Raw genomic sequence first — 16541 nt, 5'->3', positions numbered from 1 at the left:
CGTCATTTGCGGCGTCAGAGCACCGGCTTGATTTGAGCACGGGCTGCCTGCTCATACCCATGGGCCACGGCCAGCAAGGTGGGTTCGGACCACTGGGTCCCGAAAAAATAGGCACTGGTTGGTAGCCCATTCTCATCCTTACCCGCAGGGACAGCGATGCCTGGGTAGCCGGCTGCTGCTGCCCCAAAATAGTCGTTAGTCTCAAAATCCGACACCATGGCGTCCAGACCCTCCGATTTGATCGGGTCGTCAATGGTAGCGCGAAAGTCTCGGATGAGCTCATCCCAAAAGGGTTTGCTCTGCTCAGGCGTCATGGTTTGGGCATTGATTTGGTTGAGGACTGTCTGGTGATCCACCTCCGCGCCATCACGTTTAATGTTGAACAGGGTCAGATCAGGCAGTGAATCGACTGGCAACCCTGAACGCTTGCCCACATAAGTATTCAATTCATTCTTTACGTCCGAGAACAACAAATCTACCCAACGCGAATCATCGGCCAGGCGCATCTCGACCGGCACTACTTCCGCGCCTTGCTCACGAAGCACGGCAAGTATCCGGCGGAATGACGCACTGTCCTTAGTGGGTGTGGGTTCGCCAGTTTCAGAAAACGTTGCGGGATAGCCGATACGCTTGCCTTTCAACGCGCCTGGAACCAGTAATTTCGTGTAATCGATACCTTGGGGCGCTCCCTGGCTCGCCGGATCCTTGGGATCGCTGCCCGACATGGCATTGAGCATCAGCGCCACATCAAATACCGAACGCGCCATCGGGCCAGGAGTGTCCTGGTGGTGACTTGCAGGAATAATTCCATTACGGTCCAGCAAGCCAACGCTGGGCTTGAGCCCGACAACCCCATTGCGCGCTGCTGGCACAATAATCGAACCACTGGTTTCAGTTCCCACCGCCAAGGGCGCCAACCCCGCCGCAACGGCGACGGCAGACCCGGAACTGGAACCCCCGACGTCGGCATCCGCACCATGTGGGTTACGGGTTTGTCCCCCCCTGCTGCTCCAGCCATCAGGACCACCACGAAACCCTGCCAGTTCGGTCATATTGGTTTTACCGAGGATCACCGCGCCCTGCTTGATCAGGTAGTCGACCAATGGGGCGTTCTTGCCGACAGGTGCCCCCACCAGGCCAAAAGCACCTGCACTGGTTTGCATGCCTTCAGTTTCGATGGTGTCCTTGAGCAAAACAGGAATGCCATGCAGGAGGCCACGCACGTTGCCGCTGGCTCGTTCACGGTCCAGTTCGCGTGCGGTTTCAAGTGCCTTGGGGTTGAGTTCGATGATGGACTTCAGTTTCGGGTCGACCCTGCGAATCCGCTCATGCAGGTACGTGACCAAGTCGGCTGAACCGAACCTGCCTTGGGCCATTTGCGCGCCAAGCTCATTGACATTGAGGTATTCGGTCCCCGGAGGGACTGCCTTTGAAACAACAGGTGAGTGGCCGTCTGCAAAAGACTGAACAAACTGCCGGACGATGGAGCCCATTCCATATGCGATACCGATCATAAAACCTCTCGAGGAGTAAGAAATGACGAAGGACCAACGTTGATCCGTGGGCCAGTCTAAAAACTCTTCTCCTGCCGGACAGCGCGACGCGTGCGGTTCACTGTGTGGGATAGTTCAACGCAACGGGTAGCCTTCCAAGGGGTCCATCAAACGACGGGAGCTTCGATACTCGCACACCATGGCCACCAACCACTCCTTCGCCCATCGTGCGCCGTAGAACCAAAGTGTCGCGCCATCCTCGAGCGGCTCACCCAGCCCCGGGTAACCACTCCAGCAAGCCCCATGGAAGGCGGTACTGCGGCTGTCGGATACCAAGGCATCCAGTCGATACTCATGCACAAGCTCATCGATTTCATTGCGAACATGCAGGGTGTCGATACGGTGCGCATGCACCGGTACCAGTACGGCGCCGGACCGAAGCAGGATGTCCAGCGCTTTCAGGAAGGAGGTGCGGTGCTCAATCAACTGATGTTCATGCCCCTCCACAAACCGCTCGGCAAATCCCAGGCGCCTGCCCTGCAACGCACTGGCGGCGGTAAAGGTCGTGTTGTTCTGCACCAGGGGCACTTCCACCATCACCGGCCCCGAGGGTTCAATACCACTCAATGCGATCAATGACAGCGACGGGTCACGCGAGGGTTTTAGAGGGAGTCCCGGGGCGTCATACCCCGGGACCGGGACGCTTTTCCCCAAGGCGCCATGAGCTTGGGGATCAGCACCGAAAGCGATACCACGCGAGCTTGTATGCTCTTGGGCTATCGTTGCCTGGCCAGACGAATCAGTGAGCGCAGACACCCGCTGCCCTGTCGGACAAGGCAACCCCGCCTGCCAATATTTCTTGCACGTGCTCTCCATAAAAGACGTCCCCCGACACATAAATTTTCGGGGATCATCGCACCGTTGCCTGGCGCCTGTCGCAGCTCTGAAACAGCTTGAAAACTCCTTTTTCCATAGCCTCCTCCGTCAGCCTGCGAGGTGTTCCTGCGCACCCTGGGCTTCCACCTCCAGCCACCACGCAACCCCACGCTCAGGCTGATTCAAGCTGAACGCCTGCCCCATCTGCGGCGTAGTGATGGACACGTTGCGCTCCCAGGCCAGGGCCATGATGCGGTCGAACGGCTCGTGCCAGGCATGGAACGCCAGGTCGAAAGTGCCGTTGTGAATCGGCAGCAACCAGCGGCCCTTGAGGTCGATATGCGCTTGCAGGGTTTGCTCTGGCTGCATATGCACGTGAGGCCAATCGACGTTGTAAGCACCTGTTTCCATCAGCGTCAGATCGAACGGACCGTACTGCTCGCCGATGCGTTTAAAACCGTCGAAGTAACCTGTGTCACCGCTGAAGAAAATTCGCCGAGGACCATCGATCATCACCCAGGAACACCACAGGGTCTGGTTCGCATCAAATAGGCCACGCCCGGAAAAATGTTGCGCAGGGGTGGCGACAAACCGAATGCCATCCACTTCGGTGCCCTGCCACCAATCCAGTTGGCGTACCTTGCTGGAATCCACGCCCCACTTGACCAGGATGTCGCCCACGCCCAGCGGCGCAAGAAAATAACGGACCTTGTCGGCCAATTGGACGACAGCTTTGCGGTCCAGGTGGTCGTAGTGGTTGTGGGAAAGAATCACCGCCTCCAGGGGCGGCAACTCTTCAAGGCTGATCGGTGGCTGATGGAAGCGCTTGGGGCCGGCCCAACTGAACGGTGAGGCGCGCTCGGCAAATACCGGGTCGGTTACCCAGAATTTACCGCGCATTTTCAGCAACACGGTGGAATGTCCAAGGCGGAACACGCTGTGATCCGGGGCCGCCAGCAATTGCTCGCGAGTCAGTGGTTGTACCGGGATCTGCCCCACCGGCCGCGTGCTGCGTGGTTTGTTGAACAACATGTTCCAGAAAATGCGCAAGGTTTTGCCGAAGCCACCGTGCTGCACGGGGGTGTCGTTGCTGAAGTGCCCTTGGCCTTGCTTGGGCGCTGCTGGCGAAGAATCGACGCGGGACGAGATCGTGGCCATTTCCGGGTGACTCCTACGGATCGCTTATAAATTACACTGCACAGTGTAGTTTCAAGATTGCAACAAAATCCGGAGCAAGTAAACTACCGAGTGTAATTTTCCTCCAAGAGCCGAGCGCCACCCATGACTGCACCTCAACGCCTCACCGACCGTAAACGCGAAGCCATTGTGGCTGCGGCCATCGCCGAGTTTCGCGAAAACGGTTTCGAGGTCACCAGCATGGACAAGATTGCCGCCACCGCCGGCGTATCCAAGCGCACCGTGTACAACCACTTCCCCAGCAAAGAAGAACTGTTCGCTGAAATTCTTCATCAACTCTGGGCCAGCAGCGTCGCCCAACTTGACGTCAGCTACACCAGCGACCGCCCGTTGCGCGAACAACTGCGCGGGTTGCTGGAGGCGAAGATGAAGATGATGTCGGACACCAATTTCCTCGACCTCGCTCGCGTCGCCATCGCCGCCACCATCCATTCGCCGGAGCGTGCGCAAGACATGGTCACCCGCCTGAGCCAGCGCGAAGAAGGCTTCACCCAATGGGTTCGCGCCGCCCAGGCAGATGGCCGGCTCAACTGCTCCGACCCCGGCTTCGCCGCCCACCAGATCCAGAGCCTGCTCAAGGCCTTCGCCTTCTGGCCACAAATCACTCTCGGCCAACCCACCCTGGATGCAGCCCACCAGGCCAGTGTGATCGAGTCGGCCATCGACCTGTTCCTCGCCGGCTACGAAGTCACCGCCCCCCGCCAGCCGTAAAAAACCTGTTGTGTGCGCGACATTCCAGGTCGTTTTTGACGCATTCACCCTCTGTTTTGCGCAAATGGCCTGGAAGGACACTGATTATTCCCACATGAATAACTGACAATATTCACAGTCGTTATCCGATCAACGGTTGATCCAGCGAACGCGCGCCACCGTATCTGTAAAAAAACAGCTGCCCCAGGAATTTATGGAAAACAGACAAGGCAAAGGGCTTTCATTTGCCAAGCGTATCTACAAGCCAAGGATCATCGGCCTTGCCATCGGTTGCATCAGTGTCAGCGGCGCCCTTTACCCCCTCGCCATGCCAGGCTGGGTGTGGGCACTCCTGCTGTTCAACGGGTTTGCCTGGGCGCATGTGGCGTATCAACTGTCGACCCGCTCGCAATACCCCTACCAGGCCGAACAACGCAACCTGCTGTATGACTCGCTGCTCGGCGGCTTCTGGGCCGCTGCCACGCAGTTCACGCCACTGACGGCAGTGACCATCCTGTCGATGATGACCATGAATAACGTGGCCGCCGGCGGCAAGCGCCTGTTCCTGCGTGGCCTGTGCGCACAAGGGCTCGGAATCGGCGTAGCCGGGGCGCTGTTCGGTATCCGGTTCAACCCTGATGTCAGCCTGCTGCAGGTCTACACCTGCCTGCCGATGCTGACGCTCTATCCCATGGCCATCGGCATGGTCTGCTATCAACTGGCAATCAAACTGTCCGAACACAAGCGCGCCCTGAGCGCCCTGAGCCGCACCGACAGCCTCACCGGGCTGCTCAATCACGGTTCCTGGAAGGACCTGCTGCACCTCAAGTTCCACAAGTGCCAGCAACAGCAAAGCCACGCCACCATTGCCTTGATCGACATCGACCACTTCAAGCAGATCAACGACACCCACGGCCATATTGTCGGCGATGCGGTACTGCGGCAGTTGAGCCTGGAGTTGCGGCGCAACCTGCGGGAAAACGACCTGGCCGGACGTTACGGGGGCGATGAGTTCTGTGTGATTCTTCCGCAAATGCCGCTGGAACAGGCCGCCCGGATCATGGAGCGCATGCGCGAAACCTTCAGCAATTACCGCAACCCGCAGATCCCCGAATTGCGGGTCAGCCTGAGCATCGGCCTGGCCGACTTCCAACCCTTCTTTAGCGATGCCGCGATGTGGCTGAATGCAGCGGATCGCGCGCTGTACGCCGCCAAGGACACCGGGCGCAACCGGGTCAATGTCAGCGACAAAGTGATCGCCCATTCCGCCTAAAGTCGTCCTACGACTACTCGTCCGAATCTTCCAGCCTGCCAGCCAGAAGAAAGCATAATGCCACCACTGGTCGCCTACCCAAAAAAGGTCCTCCCTCAAGGGCGAACTTCCTGCCAGGCTGATCACTCTGAACCCGTTGTCCCACCCCCTCTGTCAGCACAAGGAAGCTGGCAATGAGCAAGTCAACCGTAGGGCATATACCTTACGGGGGCAGGCGCATATCCAAGGAAACTCCAGAGTCTGCTTGCCCGAGCACCGCACATGCTATTCAACACGCATAAAAGAACGATCAACACCCTGCAACACACCGTCGCCCTACAGGCCAGCCTGCTGGACGCTATCGAGCGCTCCATGGCGGTGATCGAATTCGACCTGTCCGGCAATGTGCTGCGGGCCAATGCCAATTTCCTCCAGACCATGGGCTACCGCGCCGAGCAGGTCGAGGGCCAGCCCCATCGAATGTTCTGTACCCCGGCCTACACCCGCAGCCCTGAGTACAACCAGCTGTGGTCAAATCTGCGCAATGGCCACTCCCAGTCAGGCACCTTTGAACGGGTAGCCGGCGATGGTCAGTCGGTGTGGCTGGAAGCCAGCTACAACCCGGTGCGTGATGACGCGGGCCAGGTGACCAAAGTGGTGAAGTACGCGATGGATGTGACCCCGCGCCTGCAAGCCGAAAGCGAAGCCAATGCCAAACTGGACGCCATCGGTCGTGCCATGGCGGTGATCGAGTTCAACCTCGACGGCACCATCATCACCGCCAACGCCAACTTTTTGCAGCGCATGGGTTATACCCTGGCGCAGATCCAGGGCCAGCATCACCGAATGTTCTGCAGCGCGGCGCTGGCCAACAGCCCAACCTACAGCGACTTCTGGAAACGCCTGAACCAGGGAGAACTGTTCAGCGGCCAGTTCGAGCGGGTGGATAAAAACGGCCAGGTCGTGTGGCTCGAAGCCAACTACAACCCGGTGTACGACGCCAGCGGGCGGCTGTGCAAAGTGGTGAAGTTCGCCACGGACATCACCGCCCGTGTGCAACAGCATGCGGCGGACGCGCAGAGTGCGGCCCAGGCCTATCACCTGTCCCTGAGCACCCAGGACATGGCAGAGAAAGGTGCCGAGGTGATCCAGAAAACCGCCAATGGCATGCGCGAAATTTCTGCGGACATCGACGATTCCTCACAACTGATCGCCAAGCTCGGTGATCGCTCGCAACAGATCACTGCCATCGTTAACACCATTCGCGGTATCGCCGACCAGACCAACCTGCTGGCCCTCAACGCCGCCATCGAGGCAGCACGTGCGGGCGAACAAGGCCGTGGTTTCGCCGTGGTGGCCGACGAAGTCCGGCAACTGGCGGCACGCACCAGCGGCTCCACCACGGAGATTTCCAGCATGATCGCGATGATTCAGGCTGAAACCCGACAAGCCATCGACAGCATGGACGCCACCCGCGACCGTGCTGCCCAAGGGGTTGAAATGGCCAACCAGGCCGGCACGGTGATCCTGCAGATTCGCCAAGGCACCAGTGAAGCGGTGCAGGCGGTGAGTGCGTTCGCCAACGAGCGGGGCGGCAACTGACCCGATCTTCATACGGAGTGCCGGGGGCTCGGTCTATAGTGCTGGTTGTTCTTCAAGCATGAGATCCGAGCCCGCCATGACCCCAGAAAAGCCCGAAGCCACCCCCGTCGACCACCTGCGCTTCCACCGCCCCCACGCCCACCTGGCACCGACCTTCGGCAACGACACCTTTGCCCTCAAGGCCGAAGCCTTCGCACGCTTCTTCGGTACGCCGACCTTCCTCGGCGCACAAACCGCCATCGTGGTGTTGTGGGTGGTACTGAACATGACCGGCATCACGCATTTCGACGTGTACCCGTTCATCCTGCTCAACCTGGCGTTCAGCCTGCAATCGGCCTACGCCGCGCCCCTGATCCTGCTGGCCCAGACCCGCCAGGCCGCCCGCGACAAGGCGCAGTCCGACGCGGATGCGCAGCACCGCGAAGCCCTGGCGATTGCCAACACCGAGCGCCAGGCCCAGGCGGCGCAGACCACCAAGCAGTTGCTGGAACTGCTGGAACAGAACACCCGGCTCACGGAAATGACCAAACAACTGACTGAGCACATTGAAAGCCTGACCTGCGAAATGCATGAGCACTTTGTGCGAAAAACCTAAGGCAGTCGCACATGCCGTCCCAGCTCATCGAATAGGGTCACCACCGAGCGCAACGCTCGGCAGTCCGGGCGCGTGAGCAACCACAACGCGGTGTCATGCCCTGCCAACGCAGGGCCCAGCGATTGCAGGCCGTCGCCCAATAGAAAGTCCGGCAAGGCCGCCACGCCCAAACCGGCCCGTACCAGTTCGGTGACCGATAACATGCTGTTGCAGCGATAACTGGGGCGCACACCGGGCAGCTGCTCGCGACGCCAGGCGACCGTGGGGTGGTCGGGCAGGAAGTCATCCGGGGCGACCCAAGGCAGGTCGGCCAACTCACGGCCCGCGTGCTGACGGGCAAAATCCGCGCTGGCGCACACCTGATAAGCCACATTGCCCAGGCGTCGACCCACCAGATGCTCCGGGGGCGTGCGGGTCAGGCGCAGGGCGATATCCGCGTCACGGCGGCTGAGGTTGGCGAAGTCATTCGAGGTACTCAGCTCCAGGGTCAGTGCCGGGTAGTGCGGCATGAACTGCGCCAGGGCCGGCAACAGCAAACCTTGCAACACGGAGTCGGTACAGGTCAGGCGCACCGTACCGCTGATCACCTCACCGCCCTGCTCCACACCAATGCGCGCTGCTTCCAGGGCCTGTTCGGCACGCTCGGCCTGTTGCGCCAGGTTGCTCGCCAGGCTGGTGGGCAGGTAGCCGGCACGGCTTTTTTCAAACAACGTCTGGCCCAGCGCCGCCTCCAGGCGTCGCACCGCGCGGAACACCGTAGACACATCCACCCGCAATAACGCCGCCGCCCGTGCGAGCGTGCCGCCACGCACCAGGGCGAGGATCAGCGATAAATCAGGGTAATCCAGTGAATAGTGCGTAGCTGCATTGAGCATGTGGGTAAACGCCAATATTGATTGCGCGAACGCCAATCTATAGTGCGCCCCAGGACACCACAAGCCATGGGATGTACAGGATGAAAACCACACCGCTGCACCTCGCCCTGATCGGCGATTACAACCCCGCTGTCATCGCCCACCAAGCCATCCCCGTGGCCGTGCAACAGGCCGCCGAAATCATGGGGCTGAGCGTCCATGTCCAGTGGCTCGACACCGCTGCCCTGCCCCAGTCACTCCACGCTTACGATGGTTTCTGGTGCGTCCCCGCCAGCCCCTACCGCGACACCGATGGCGCACTGCGGGCGATCCGTTTTGCCCGCGAGCAACGCCGACCTTTCCTCGGCACCTGCGGCGGTTTTCAGCACGCGGTGCTGGAATATGCGCGCAACGTGCTGGGCTGGAAGGATGCCGAGCACGGCGAACTCGCGCCGCACGCCAAGCGCGCCGTGATCGCGCCACTGAGCTGTGCGCTGGTGGAAGCCACCGACACCGTGCGCCTGGTGCCGTACACGCGCATCGCCGAGGCCTACGACACCCTTGATCTGCAGGAGGGCTATCGTTGCCGCTACGGTGTGAACCCCGAGTTTCTCGATGCCCTGCTGGAAGGCAACCTGATCCCCAGCGGCCATGACTCGGCAGGCGATCTGCGGGCCGTGGAATTGCTCGACCACCCGTTCTTCGTCGCCACGCTGTTCCAACCCGAACGCGCTGCGCTAAAGGGTATTACGCCGCCCTTGGCAATTGCCTTGCTCAAGGCTTGCCAGGCAGTGTCGGCATGATCGCCCGCACACCCGCCCCGCCCTACTACGCGGTGATTTTCAGTTCACTGCGCACCGAGGGCGACCAGGGTTACGGCCAGGCCGCCAACCGCATGCTCGAACTGGCGCGCGGACAACCGGGATTTCTCGGCGTGGAATCAGCACGGGAAGACGGGTTGGGCATTACCGTGTCGTATTGGGACAGTGAGGCGGCGATCCTGGCCTGGAAGCAGCAGGCCGAGCACCGGGCGGTACGCGAACAGGGGCGCACCACTTGGTACTCGGCGTTCCAGACACGGGTGTGCAAAGTCGAACGGGCTTACAGCTTCGAGGCGAGCTAGCTCACCAGGCTGCGCAACGCACTGATCTGCGGAATCTCCACCCGCCGCATATACACCCGCAACGGCTCGGTGATGTTGATACGGTCGTCGATGTTCTGGTCCAGCAGCAACTGGATGCGCTCGCGGGACAGGGTCATGGTCTGTTCCGGGGCCGGCAGCCAGACGAATTCGGCAGTGGGAATGATGCCGTCATCGGCCACGTCCATGCCGAAGGAGTCTTCGCTGAAACGCACGATGTACTGGCCGGTCTTGCGGTTGAGGCCAACAAACCCGTGGAGTTGGTCGGCGGCCTGGCAGATAAGCTCGGAGGTGATGCGCATGGTAAACCTCACTGAAAAGTCCCACAGGGACTGGAAAGATGGTTTACACGCGTGGCACAAAGTACCGCCCTCTAACGGAGCAGCTTCGGGCAAGAGTACTGCAATGCCTGCAAAAAAAACTCAGAAAATTGAGGCGTGAGCACGTTAATGTCGGTTTGGTGATAGCGCCTTTCGCAATCAATTGTTAAAAAGGAGGCCTTCTCAAAGCTACCTCCACGAAAGGACTTCGCATATGCCTGTCACGTTTACCAAGAGTGCCTTGCTGCTCGCCCTGATGCTCGGCCTTGGCCAGGCACAGGCTGCCGACCCGATCAGCCCGGCTGAATTGGCAACCAACGAAGGCATTCCGTACCCCGCCGTGATCGCCCACCGTGGCGCTTCCTACGACGCTCCCGAATCCACCGCCGCGGCCTACAAAATTGCCCGCGACCTGGGTGCCGACTACCTGGAAATGGACCTGCAGCGCAGCAAGGACGGCGTGCTGTTCGCCCTGCACGACAACAACCTGCAGCGCACCACCGACGTGGCTACCAAGTTCCCCGACCGCAAGGACGCCCCGGCCAACGAGTTCACCTGGAAAGAGCTGCAAACCCTCGACGCCGGCAGCTGGTTCAACGCCGCCTACCCGGATCGCGCGCGTCCAGGTTTCGTTGGCCTGAAAATCCAGAGCCTGGACGACATCATCAAGATCGCCGAAGGCAACCCGCAGCACAAACCCGGCCTGTACATCGAAACCAAGGAGCCCAAGCAATTCCCGGGCATCGAAGCCGACCTGAAAAACAAGCTGCTGGACAAAGGCTGGCTGAGCTCCGCCGGTTCCAAACTGGGCAAGAGCAACACCGGTGTCGGCCAGGGCAAGGGCCGCGTCGTGCTGCAAACTTTCGAGGTTGCCAGCCTCAAAGAGCTGCAGAAAGAAATGCCCAACACCCCGAAGATCCTGCTGTTGTGGGTGGGTGAAGGCAGCATCGAGCCGAAAAACAAGCAGACGTTCGCTGAGTCCGGCGAAACCACCAAGGCCGCCTACTACGCCAAGCAGGAGCCGAAGGATGCCGCCGAGTTCGAAAAATGGGTCGACGAAGCCAAGAGCCTCGGCGCCATCGGCACCGGCCCATCGGCTGAGCTGACCAACCACGGCGACCAGAGCTATTCGGACCTGGTCAAACCGGAAATGAACAAACTGACCCACGACAAGGGCCTGCTGGTGCATGTCTACACCGTCGATGAGCCGGTGGACTTCGACAAAGTGATGAAGGCCGGCGTTGATGGCATCTTCACCAACCGCGCCGCCGAGCTGCTGAAGTTCTACAAGCGCTGGCCGTCGTCCAGCGTGCAAGACCTGCTGAACGACTATAAGTACTGAGTGGTCAGTGTGCCATTAAGGATGAGTTAAGTTGCGCCGGTTAATCTGGCGCCACTTAAACAGCTCACCGAAGAAGGACACACACCATGAAAACCTTGACCGCTCTGTTCGCCGCTACCGCCCTGACCCTGACCGCCGGCCTGGTCCAGGCGGATGTTCGCCCGGACCACATTGAAGGCCTGCTCAAGTCCGGCGCCGTGATGCCTTTCGAAAAACTCAACGCGGCTGCCCTGGCCAAACATGCAGGCGCCACCATCAATGACACCGAGCTGGACCACAACAACAGTGGTGTGCTGGTCTACGAAGTCGAACTGACCGACACCGCTGGCAAGAAGTTTGAAGTGAAGCTCGACGCCAAGACTGGCGCCGTGCTGGAAGACAAGCTCGATACTTGATTTGAACTAAAAAAAAGCCACCCTTGGGTGGCTTTTTTTTGCCTGATCAGGCGCTAAGACGCGCCGTCACCTCATTCAACTCACTCGACAACCCACGCAGGTCATGGCTCGCCGCTTCGGTGCGCTTCACATTGTCGAGGTTGGCCGTCGCCACCGTGGTGATCTGCGTGATGTTGCGCGAGATGTCCTCGGCCACTGACGTCTGCTCCTCCGCTGCCGTGGCGATCTGGCGGTTCATGTCGCGAATCGCCTCCACCGCCTGAGTGATGTGAGCCAGCATGGCGCCGGCTTGCGTGACCTTCTCCACACTCTCATCGCTACACGACTGGCCGCTCACAATCGCTTCAGCCGCGCCCACCGCACCGGTCTGCACCGCCTCGATAATCCCGTTGATCTCGATGATCGACGCCGCCGTGCGTTGCGCCAGGCTGCGCACCTCATCAGCCACCACCGCAAAGCCCCGTCCTGCTTCGCCTGCGCGCGCGGCCTCAATCGCCGCGTTGAGCGCCAGCAAATTGGTCTGCTCGGCGATGCCGCGAATCACTTCCAGCACTTTGCCGATGCGTACACTGTCGGTTTCCAGGCGGCGGATGATCGTGCCGGTGTTGAGGATTTCGTTGCGCATCTGGCCGATGGTGGCGATGGTGACTCTCATCACCTCACCGCCTTCGCGGGCCGAATGGTCCGCCTCGTCGGCCGCACGGGAAGCACTGGCGGCATGGCGCGCGACTTCCTGGGCGGTAGCGGACATTTCAGTCATGGCCGTGGCCACTTGGTCGGTGCGGTTGAATTGATCGTGGGTGCCCGTGGCCATCTGCCCGGCGATGGCGTTCAACTCGCCGCTGGCGCCGACCAGGTCGGTAGCGCTGCGCTGCAAGCGGCTGAAGGTTTCGGCAAGAAAGTCGCGCAAGGTATTGGCGGCGGCGGCCAAGTGACCCAACTCATCCTGGCGACGGCTGGCTACGCGCTCGGCGAACCGACCGTGGCTCAGTTGCGTCACGTAGTCGATCAGGCTGCGGATCGGCAGGATCAGGTTGCGGTTGATCAACCACAGGCTGAACAAGCCGATCAGCACACCGGACAGCAACATGATCGCCAACCCCACCAGCACGGTGCGCTCGGCGTAGGCACTGATGGCCTTGGATTGCTGGCTGCCTTGTTCACGCAGGTCACTGACCAGCGCACTCATCTGCTCACTGGCGGCGCGGTCTACGCCCTTCACCGCCGTATCGCCCGCGGTGGCATCGCCCCCTGCTGCCACATAGGCATCACGGCCCTTTTGGTAAGCCACACCGAGTTGCTGGTGCGCCTGGCGCAGGGTTTCGATGCGTCGACTCAGGCTCGGATCGCTGCCGGTCTGGGTGACCAGCCGAGTGAGAATGCCCTGCACATCGCGCTGGCGCTCCTGGAACTGGCCCCAGTATTTCTCCATGTCCTGAGGCTGCTTGCCGCGCAACAGGACGTTTTTCCATTCCTGCACCTGCACCTTGAATTGCAGGTTGGCCTCGTCAATCAGTTGCGAGGTCAGTAATGGCCCATCGATCAAACTGCGATAACTCTGCACCCCATTGGACAGGAAGTTGAAACAGGCCAGGGCGATCAACAGCATCGCCAACAGGCTGCCACCGAGCAGCGACAGGATTTGTGCTCTCAAGGAGGTTCGCAAAACATTCATCGGGGAAAAGCCTCGATACAAGGAAGTGGTGCATACACACGGAGACTTCCCTGTCATCAAAAGCACCGCCGATCCACAGCGGTTCTTAACACCTTGAATCGGCCGGGCCAGAGGCCTCTTGAACAGTTCCTGACAGGTGGTCAAATAAATGTCACCGCAACGAAATAAATCCAAAATCGTCACAAAACTGTCAAATTCCCTTGCAATGATTCGCGCATGCGAACCTGTGAAATCTCCTACAGGCGCTTTCCCTGCGAGCCCTCATGAACCACAGCATCGACCACAGCCACCAGGATTCCGACCTGTTCGGCTTGCTTTACGGTTTCCGTTTTCGCCCCGGTGAAAAGGGCGAGCAGATCGATTCGGCCACGGCCCTCCAGGCCTTGCGCCAACCGGCCGACCCGGACGAGTTTTTGTGGTTGCACCTGAACCTGGCTCATGCGGCGTGCGAGCGCTGGATGCAGGCGCATCTGGACTTGCCGGAAGAGTTCTTCGAAGCCCTGCATGAAGGCTCGCGCTCCACGCGTATCGAGCATGTTGACTCGGCCTTGCTGGCGGTGGTCAACGACGTGGTGTTCAACTTCAGCAGCATGGTCTCGTCGGATATTTCCACGCTATGGGTGTGCGCCCGCAGCCGCCTGCTGATCAGCGCACGCCTGCAACCGCTGCACTCGGTGGACAAGCTGCGCTCATCGGTGAAGGCCGGTGAAAGCTTTCGCTCACCGCTGGCCTTGCTTGTGCACCTGCTGCGTGACCAGGGTGAAGTGCTGACGCAGATCGTGCGCAAGACCAGCATCAGCGTCGACCATATCGAAGACCAGTTGCTGTCCTCACGCCTGTCCACCAACCGTGCCGAACTCGGTGCCGCACGCCGAGTGCTGGTGCGCCTGCAACGCTTGCTGGCGCTGGAGCCGGGCTCGCTGCTGCGCCTGCTCAACCGCCCGCCGCAGTGGCTGCAAAAGGAAGACGTGAAGGAGTTGCGCAAATCCACCGAAGAGTTTGCGCTGATCATCAACGACCTGATGGCCCTGGGCGAACGCATCAAGCTGTTGCAGGAAGAGATCGCCGCCAACCTCAACGAGCAAAGCAACCGCACGCTGTTTACCCTCACCGTGGTGACGGTGCTGGCGTTGCCGATCAACATCATCGCCGGTTTTTTCGGCATGAACGTGGGGGGTGTGCCGCTTTCCCAAGACCCGGAAGGCTTCTGGATCCTGGTGGCGTTGGTGGCAACGTTTACCTTGATTGCCGGGCGGTGGGCCTTCAGGAAGCGCAAAGACTACTGAGCTGCAACACCGTTGAACATGTGGGAGGGGGCTTGCCCCCTCCCACATAGGTTCTGCGGCGTATACAGGATCAGCGGCTATCCCAATTCCATCAAACACTGACCTATGGCAGCATCTCTGTAACATTCTGCAATGACTATGAACGACATCCTCCCCACACTGGATGCCCCGGCATGGCCACCCCTTCCCTGACTGCCTCCACCCACGCCTCACCCGCTGCCCCCAAACCCAGGCTGGACAAGAAACCCAGCCTGGTGACAGTGATCATCTTCTTCGCCGTGCTCGCCATGGGCCTGTTGTTCACCGCCTACAGCCTGATGCACGACATGCACGAAATGGGCGCCCAACTCACCACCTGGACGCCATTTCTGCTGCTGGGCGTGGCGCTGTTGATCGCCCTGGGTTTCGAGTTCGTCAACGGTTTCCACGACACCGCCAACGCCGTGGCGACAGTGATCTACACCAACTCGCTGCCGCCGCATTTTGCGGTGGTGTGGTCGGGCTTTTTCAACTTTCTTGGCGTGCTGCTCTCCAGCGGCGCGGTGGCGTTCGGCATCATTGCGTTGCTACCGGTCGAGTTGATTTTGCAGGTGGGTTCGTCGGCCGGTTTCGCGATGATCTTCGCCCTGCTGATCGCCGCGATCCTGTGGAACCTTGGCACCTGGTGGCTGGGCTTGCCGGCGTCGTCGTCCCACACGCTGATCGGTTCGATCATCGGCGTGGGCGTGGCGAATGCCTTGATGCACGGGCGTGACGGCACCAGCGGTGTGGACTGGAGCCAGGCGATCAAGATTGGCTACGCCTTGCTGCTGTCGCCGCTGATCGGCTTTGCCTTTGCGGCGATGCTGTTGCTGGCCCTGCGCGCCTTCGTCAAGAACCGCGCGCTGTACAAGGCGCCAAAAGGCGATACCCCGCCGCCGTGGTGGATCCGCGGCATGCTGATCGCCACCTGCACCGGCGTGTCCTTTGCCCACGGCTCCAACGATGGGCAAAAAGGCATGGGCCTGATCATGCTGATCCTGGTGGGCACCTTGCCGATGGCCTACGCACTGAACCGCACCATGCCGGCTGAGCAGTCATTGCAGTTCGCCGCCGTAGCCGAAGTCACCCAAGTCGCCCTGGTGAAAAGTGCACCGCAAGCATTGACCGGTGACCCACGACCGATCCTCTCCACTTACGTGCGCACCAAGGAAGCCACCCCGCAACTGGTCCCCGCCCTCGCAGCCCTGGCCGGGCAGATCGGTGATGAGGTGAAAGGCTACGGTTCCCTGGCCAAAGTGCCTGCCGAAGCCGTCGGCAACGTGCGCAACGACATGTACCTGACCAGCGAAACCATTCGCCTGATGGACAAGGGCAAGGTCGGCAACTTCGACGCCGACACCCAAGGGAAGCTGCAACTGTTCAAGCAACAGATCGACAATTCCACGCGCTTCATTCCGCTGTGGGTGAAGATCGCCGTGGCCATCGCACTCGGCCTGGGCACCATGGTCGGCTGGAAGCGCATCGTGGTGACCGTGGGCGAGAAGATCGGCAAGACCCACCTGACCTACGCCCAGGGCGCCTCGGCGGAAATGGTAGCGATGCTGACCATCGGCGCGGCGGACATGTATGGGTTGCCGGTGTCGACCACCCATGTGCTGTCGTCGGGTGTGGCGGGGACCATGGTGGCAAACGGGGGCGGGTTGCAGATGCGCACGATCCGCAATCTGGCGATGGCGTGGGTGCTGACGTTGCCGGCGGCGATTCTGCTGTCGGGTAGCCTCTACTGGCTGTTCACCCAACTCTTCTGACACAACAGTGATTGAACATGTGGGAGGGGGCTT

General features: G+C 60.4%; 16 protein-coding genes and 1 pseudogene. 11 read left to right on the top strand and 6 right to left on the bottom strand.

Translation table 11 applies throughout. The annotated features are described in order from the left end of the window. Nucleotides 1-14 precede the first annotated feature (14 nt). The 3 genes from NL123_RS06970 to NL123_RS06960 form a co-directional block, all read right to left on the bottom strand. On the bottom strand, nucleotides 15-1514 hold the full coding sequence (locus NL123_RS06970; protein ID WP_494357476.1) for an amidase family protein: 1500 nt from the start codon (nucleotides 1512-1514) through the stop codon (nucleotides 15-17). Between the two features lie 114 nt (nucleotides 1515-1628). Continuing rightward, entirely contained in the window at nucleotides 1629-2120 is a 492-nt protein-coding gene (locus NL123_RS06965; RefSeq protein ID WP_494357475.1) for a hypothetical protein, read from the bottom strand. Between the two features lie 357 nt (nucleotides 2121-2477). After that, on the bottom strand, nucleotides 2478-3527 hold the full coding sequence (locus NL123_RS06960; protein ID WP_248483854.1) for an MBL fold metallo-hydrolase: 1050 nt from the start codon (nucleotides 3525-3527) through the stop codon (nucleotides 2478-2480). 123 nt (nucleotides 3528-3650) lie between these two features. Between NL123_RS06960 and NL123_RS06955 the strand changes: the two genes are divergently transcribed. The 5 genes and pseudogenes from NL123_RS06955 (at nucleotide 3651) to NL123_RS06935 (ending at nucleotide 7705) form a co-directional block, all read left to right on the top strand. After that, the gene (locus NL123_RS06955) at nucleotides 3651-4277 is read left to right on the top strand and encodes a TetR/AcrR family transcriptional regulator (RefSeq protein ID WP_494357474.1); all 627 of its coding nucleotides are present in this window, start codon (nucleotides 3651-3653) and stop codon (nucleotides 4275-4277) included. 193 nt (nucleotides 4278-4470) lie between these two features. Further along, nucleotides 4471-5529 carry a diguanylate cyclase gene (locus NL123_RS06950; RefSeq protein ID WP_494357473.1) on the top strand — a complete coding sequence of 353 codons (1059 nt, stop codon included), beginning with the start codon at nucleotides 4471-4473 and terminating at the stop codon, nucleotides 5527-5529. 261 nt (nucleotides 5530-5790) lie between these two features. Further along, nucleotides 5791-6513: pseudogene (locus tag NL123_RS06945) on the top strand (PAS domain-containing protein); the annotation flags it as partial. Between the two features lie 117 nt (nucleotides 6514-6630). Further along, nucleotides 6631-7110, top strand: a complete 480-nt coding sequence (locus NL123_RS06940) for a methyl-accepting chemotaxis protein (RefSeq protein ID WP_375166119.1) — start codon at nucleotides 6631-6633, stop codon at nucleotides 7108-7110. A 76-nt stretch (nucleotides 7111-7186) separates the two neighbouring features. Continuing rightward, nucleotides 7187-7705 (top strand): DUF1003 domain-containing protein, encoded by a 519-nt coding sequence (locus NL123_RS06935; RefSeq protein ID WP_058427265.1) that lies wholly within the window; start codon nucleotides 7187-7189, stop codon nucleotides 7703-7705. Here the strand turns inward: NL123_RS06935 and NL123_RS06930 are convergent. Continuing rightward, entirely contained in the window at nucleotides 7702-8580 is an 879-nt protein-coding gene (locus NL123_RS06930) for a LysR family transcriptional regulator (RefSeq protein ID WP_494357472.1), read from the bottom strand. The genes NL123_RS06935 and NL123_RS06930 overlap by 4 nt on opposite strands. Before the next feature lie 80 nt (nucleotides 8581-8660). Here NL123_RS06930 and NL123_RS06925 point away from each other — a divergent pair, with 80 nt between their 5' ends. Both NL123_RS06925 and NL123_RS06920 read left to right on the top strand, forming a co-directional pair. Then, complete coding sequence (locus tag NL123_RS06925) at nucleotides 8661-9362, top strand: CTP synthase C-terminal region-related (seleno)protein (RefSeq protein WP_494357471.1); 702 nt, start codon at nucleotides 8661-8663, stop codon at nucleotides 9360-9362. Then, nucleotides 9359-9682: an antibiotic biosynthesis monooxygenase family protein gene (locus NL123_RS06920; RefSeq protein ID WP_494357470.1), complete on the top strand. Its 324-nt coding sequence runs from the start codon at nucleotides 9359-9361 to the stop codon at nucleotides 9680-9682. Before NL123_RS06925 ends, NL123_RS06920 begins: the two co-directional genes overlap by 4 nt. On the opposite strand, the gene NL123_RS06915 is transcribed toward NL123_RS06920, so the two are convergent. Next, complete coding sequence (locus NL123_RS06915) at nucleotides 9679-10002, bottom strand: DUF2025 family protein (protein WP_032891062.1); 324 nt, start codon at nucleotides 10000-10002, stop codon at nucleotides 9679-9681. The two genes, NL123_RS06920 and NL123_RS06915, sit on opposite strands and share 4 nt — an antisense overlap. Nucleotides 10003-10234: 232 nt before the next feature. Here NL123_RS06915 and NL123_RS06910 point away from each other — a divergent pair, with 232 nt between their 5' ends. Then, complete coding sequence (locus NL123_RS06910) at nucleotides 10235-11362, top strand: glycerophosphodiester phosphodiesterase family protein (RefSeq protein WP_248483866.1); 1128 nt, start codon at nucleotides 10235-10237, stop codon at nucleotides 11360-11362. An 86-nt stretch (nucleotides 11363-11448) separates the two neighbouring features. Further along, nucleotides 11449-11757: a PepSY domain-containing protein gene (locus NL123_RS06905; protein WP_494357469.1), complete on the top strand. Its 309-nt coding sequence runs from the start codon at nucleotides 11449-11451 to the stop codon at nucleotides 11755-11757. Nucleotides 11758-11803: 46 nt separating this feature from the next. Here NL123_RS06905 and NL123_RS06900 read toward each other — a convergent pair whose 3' ends face one another. Continuing rightward, nucleotides 11804-13432, bottom strand: coding sequence for a methyl-accepting chemotaxis protein (locus NL123_RS06900; protein WP_494357468.1), 1629 nt, complete (start codon nucleotides 13430-13432; stop codon nucleotides 11804-11806). A 263-nt stretch (nucleotides 13433-13695) separates the two neighbouring features. Here NL123_RS06900 and NL123_RS06895 point away from each other — a divergent pair, with 263 nt between their 5' ends. Both NL123_RS06895 and NL123_RS06890 read left to right on the top strand, forming a co-directional pair. Continuing rightward, nucleotides 13696-14718 carry a transporter gene (locus NL123_RS06895; RefSeq protein ID WP_058423173.1) on the top strand — a complete coding sequence of 341 codons (1023 nt, stop codon included), beginning with the start codon at nucleotides 13696-13698 and terminating at the stop codon, nucleotides 14716-14718. A 173-nt stretch (nucleotides 14719-14891) separates the two neighbouring features. Then, nucleotides 14892-16508, top strand: a complete 1617-nt coding sequence (locus NL123_RS06890) for an inorganic phosphate transporter (RefSeq protein ID WP_494357467.1) — start codon at nucleotides 14892-14894, stop codon at nucleotides 16506-16508. Nucleotides 16509-16541: the final 33 nt, after the last annotated feature.

The sequence above is a fragment of the Pseudomonas sp. FBCC-B1565 genome, from assembly GCF_059133265.1.
The sequence above is the reverse complement of the archived record's forward strand: the minus strand, read 5'-3'. Positions and strand labels throughout refer to the sequence as shown.

Excerpts from the sequence above, each read along its gene's own strand:
- NL123_RS06955 (WP_494357474.1), top strand. The coding sequence starts at position 3,651 with ATGACTGCACCTCAACGCCTCACCGACCGTAAACGCGAAGCCATTGTG.
- NL123_RS06890 (WP_494357467.1), top strand. The coding sequence starts at position 14,892 with ATGGCCACCCCTTCCCTGACTGCCTCCACCCACGCCTCACCCGCTGCC.
- NL123_RS06895 (WP_058423173.1), top strand. The coding sequence starts at position 13,696 with ATGAACCACAGCATCGACCACAGCCACCAGGATTCCGACCTGTTCGGC.
- NL123_RS06970 (WP_494357476.1), bottom strand. The coding sequence starts at position 1,514 with ATGATCGGTATCGCATATGGAATGGGCTCCATCGTCCGGCAGTTTGTT.
- NL123_RS06910 (WP_248483866.1), top strand. The coding sequence starts at position 10,235 with ATGCCTGTCACGTTTACCAAGAGTGCCTTGCTGCTCGCCCTGATGCTC.
- NL123_RS06950 (WP_494357473.1), top strand. The coding sequence starts at position 4,471 with ATGGAAAACAGACAAGGCAAAGGGCTTTCATTTGCCAAGCGTATCTAC.
- NL123_RS06925 (WP_494357471.1), top strand. The coding sequence starts at position 8,661 with ATGAAAACCACACCGCTGCACCTCGCCCTGATCGGCGATTACAACCCC.
- NL123_RS06930 (WP_494357472.1), bottom strand. The coding sequence starts at position 8,580 with ATGCTCAATGCAGCTACGCACTATTCACTGGATTACCCTGATTTATCG.
- NL123_RS06960 (WP_248483854.1), bottom strand. The coding sequence starts at position 3,527 with ATGGCCACGATCTCGTCCCGCGTCGATTCTTCGCCAGCAGCGCCCAAG.
- NL123_RS06935 (WP_058427265.1), top strand. The coding sequence starts at position 7,187 with ATGACCCCAGAAAAGCCCGAAGCCACCCCCGTCGACCACCTGCGCTTC.
- NL123_RS06920 (WP_494357470.1), top strand. The coding sequence starts at position 9,359 with ATGATCGCCCGCACACCCGCCCCGCCCTACTACGCGGTGATTTTCAGT.
- NL123_RS06905 (WP_494357469.1), top strand. The coding sequence starts at position 11,449 with ATGAAAACCTTGACCGCTCTGTTCGCCGCTACCGCCCTGACCCTGACC.
- NL123_RS06940 (WP_375166119.1), top strand. The coding sequence starts at position 6,631 with ATGGCAGAGAAAGGTGCCGAGGTGATCCAGAAAACCGCCAATGGCATG.
- NL123_RS06900 (WP_494357468.1), bottom strand. The coding sequence starts at position 13,432 with ATGAATGTTTTGCGAACCTCCTTGAGAGCACAAATCCTGTCGCTGCTC.
- NL123_RS06915 (WP_032891062.1), bottom strand. The coding sequence starts at position 10,002 with ATGCGCATCACCTCCGAGCTTATCTGCCAGGCCGCCGACCAACTCCAC.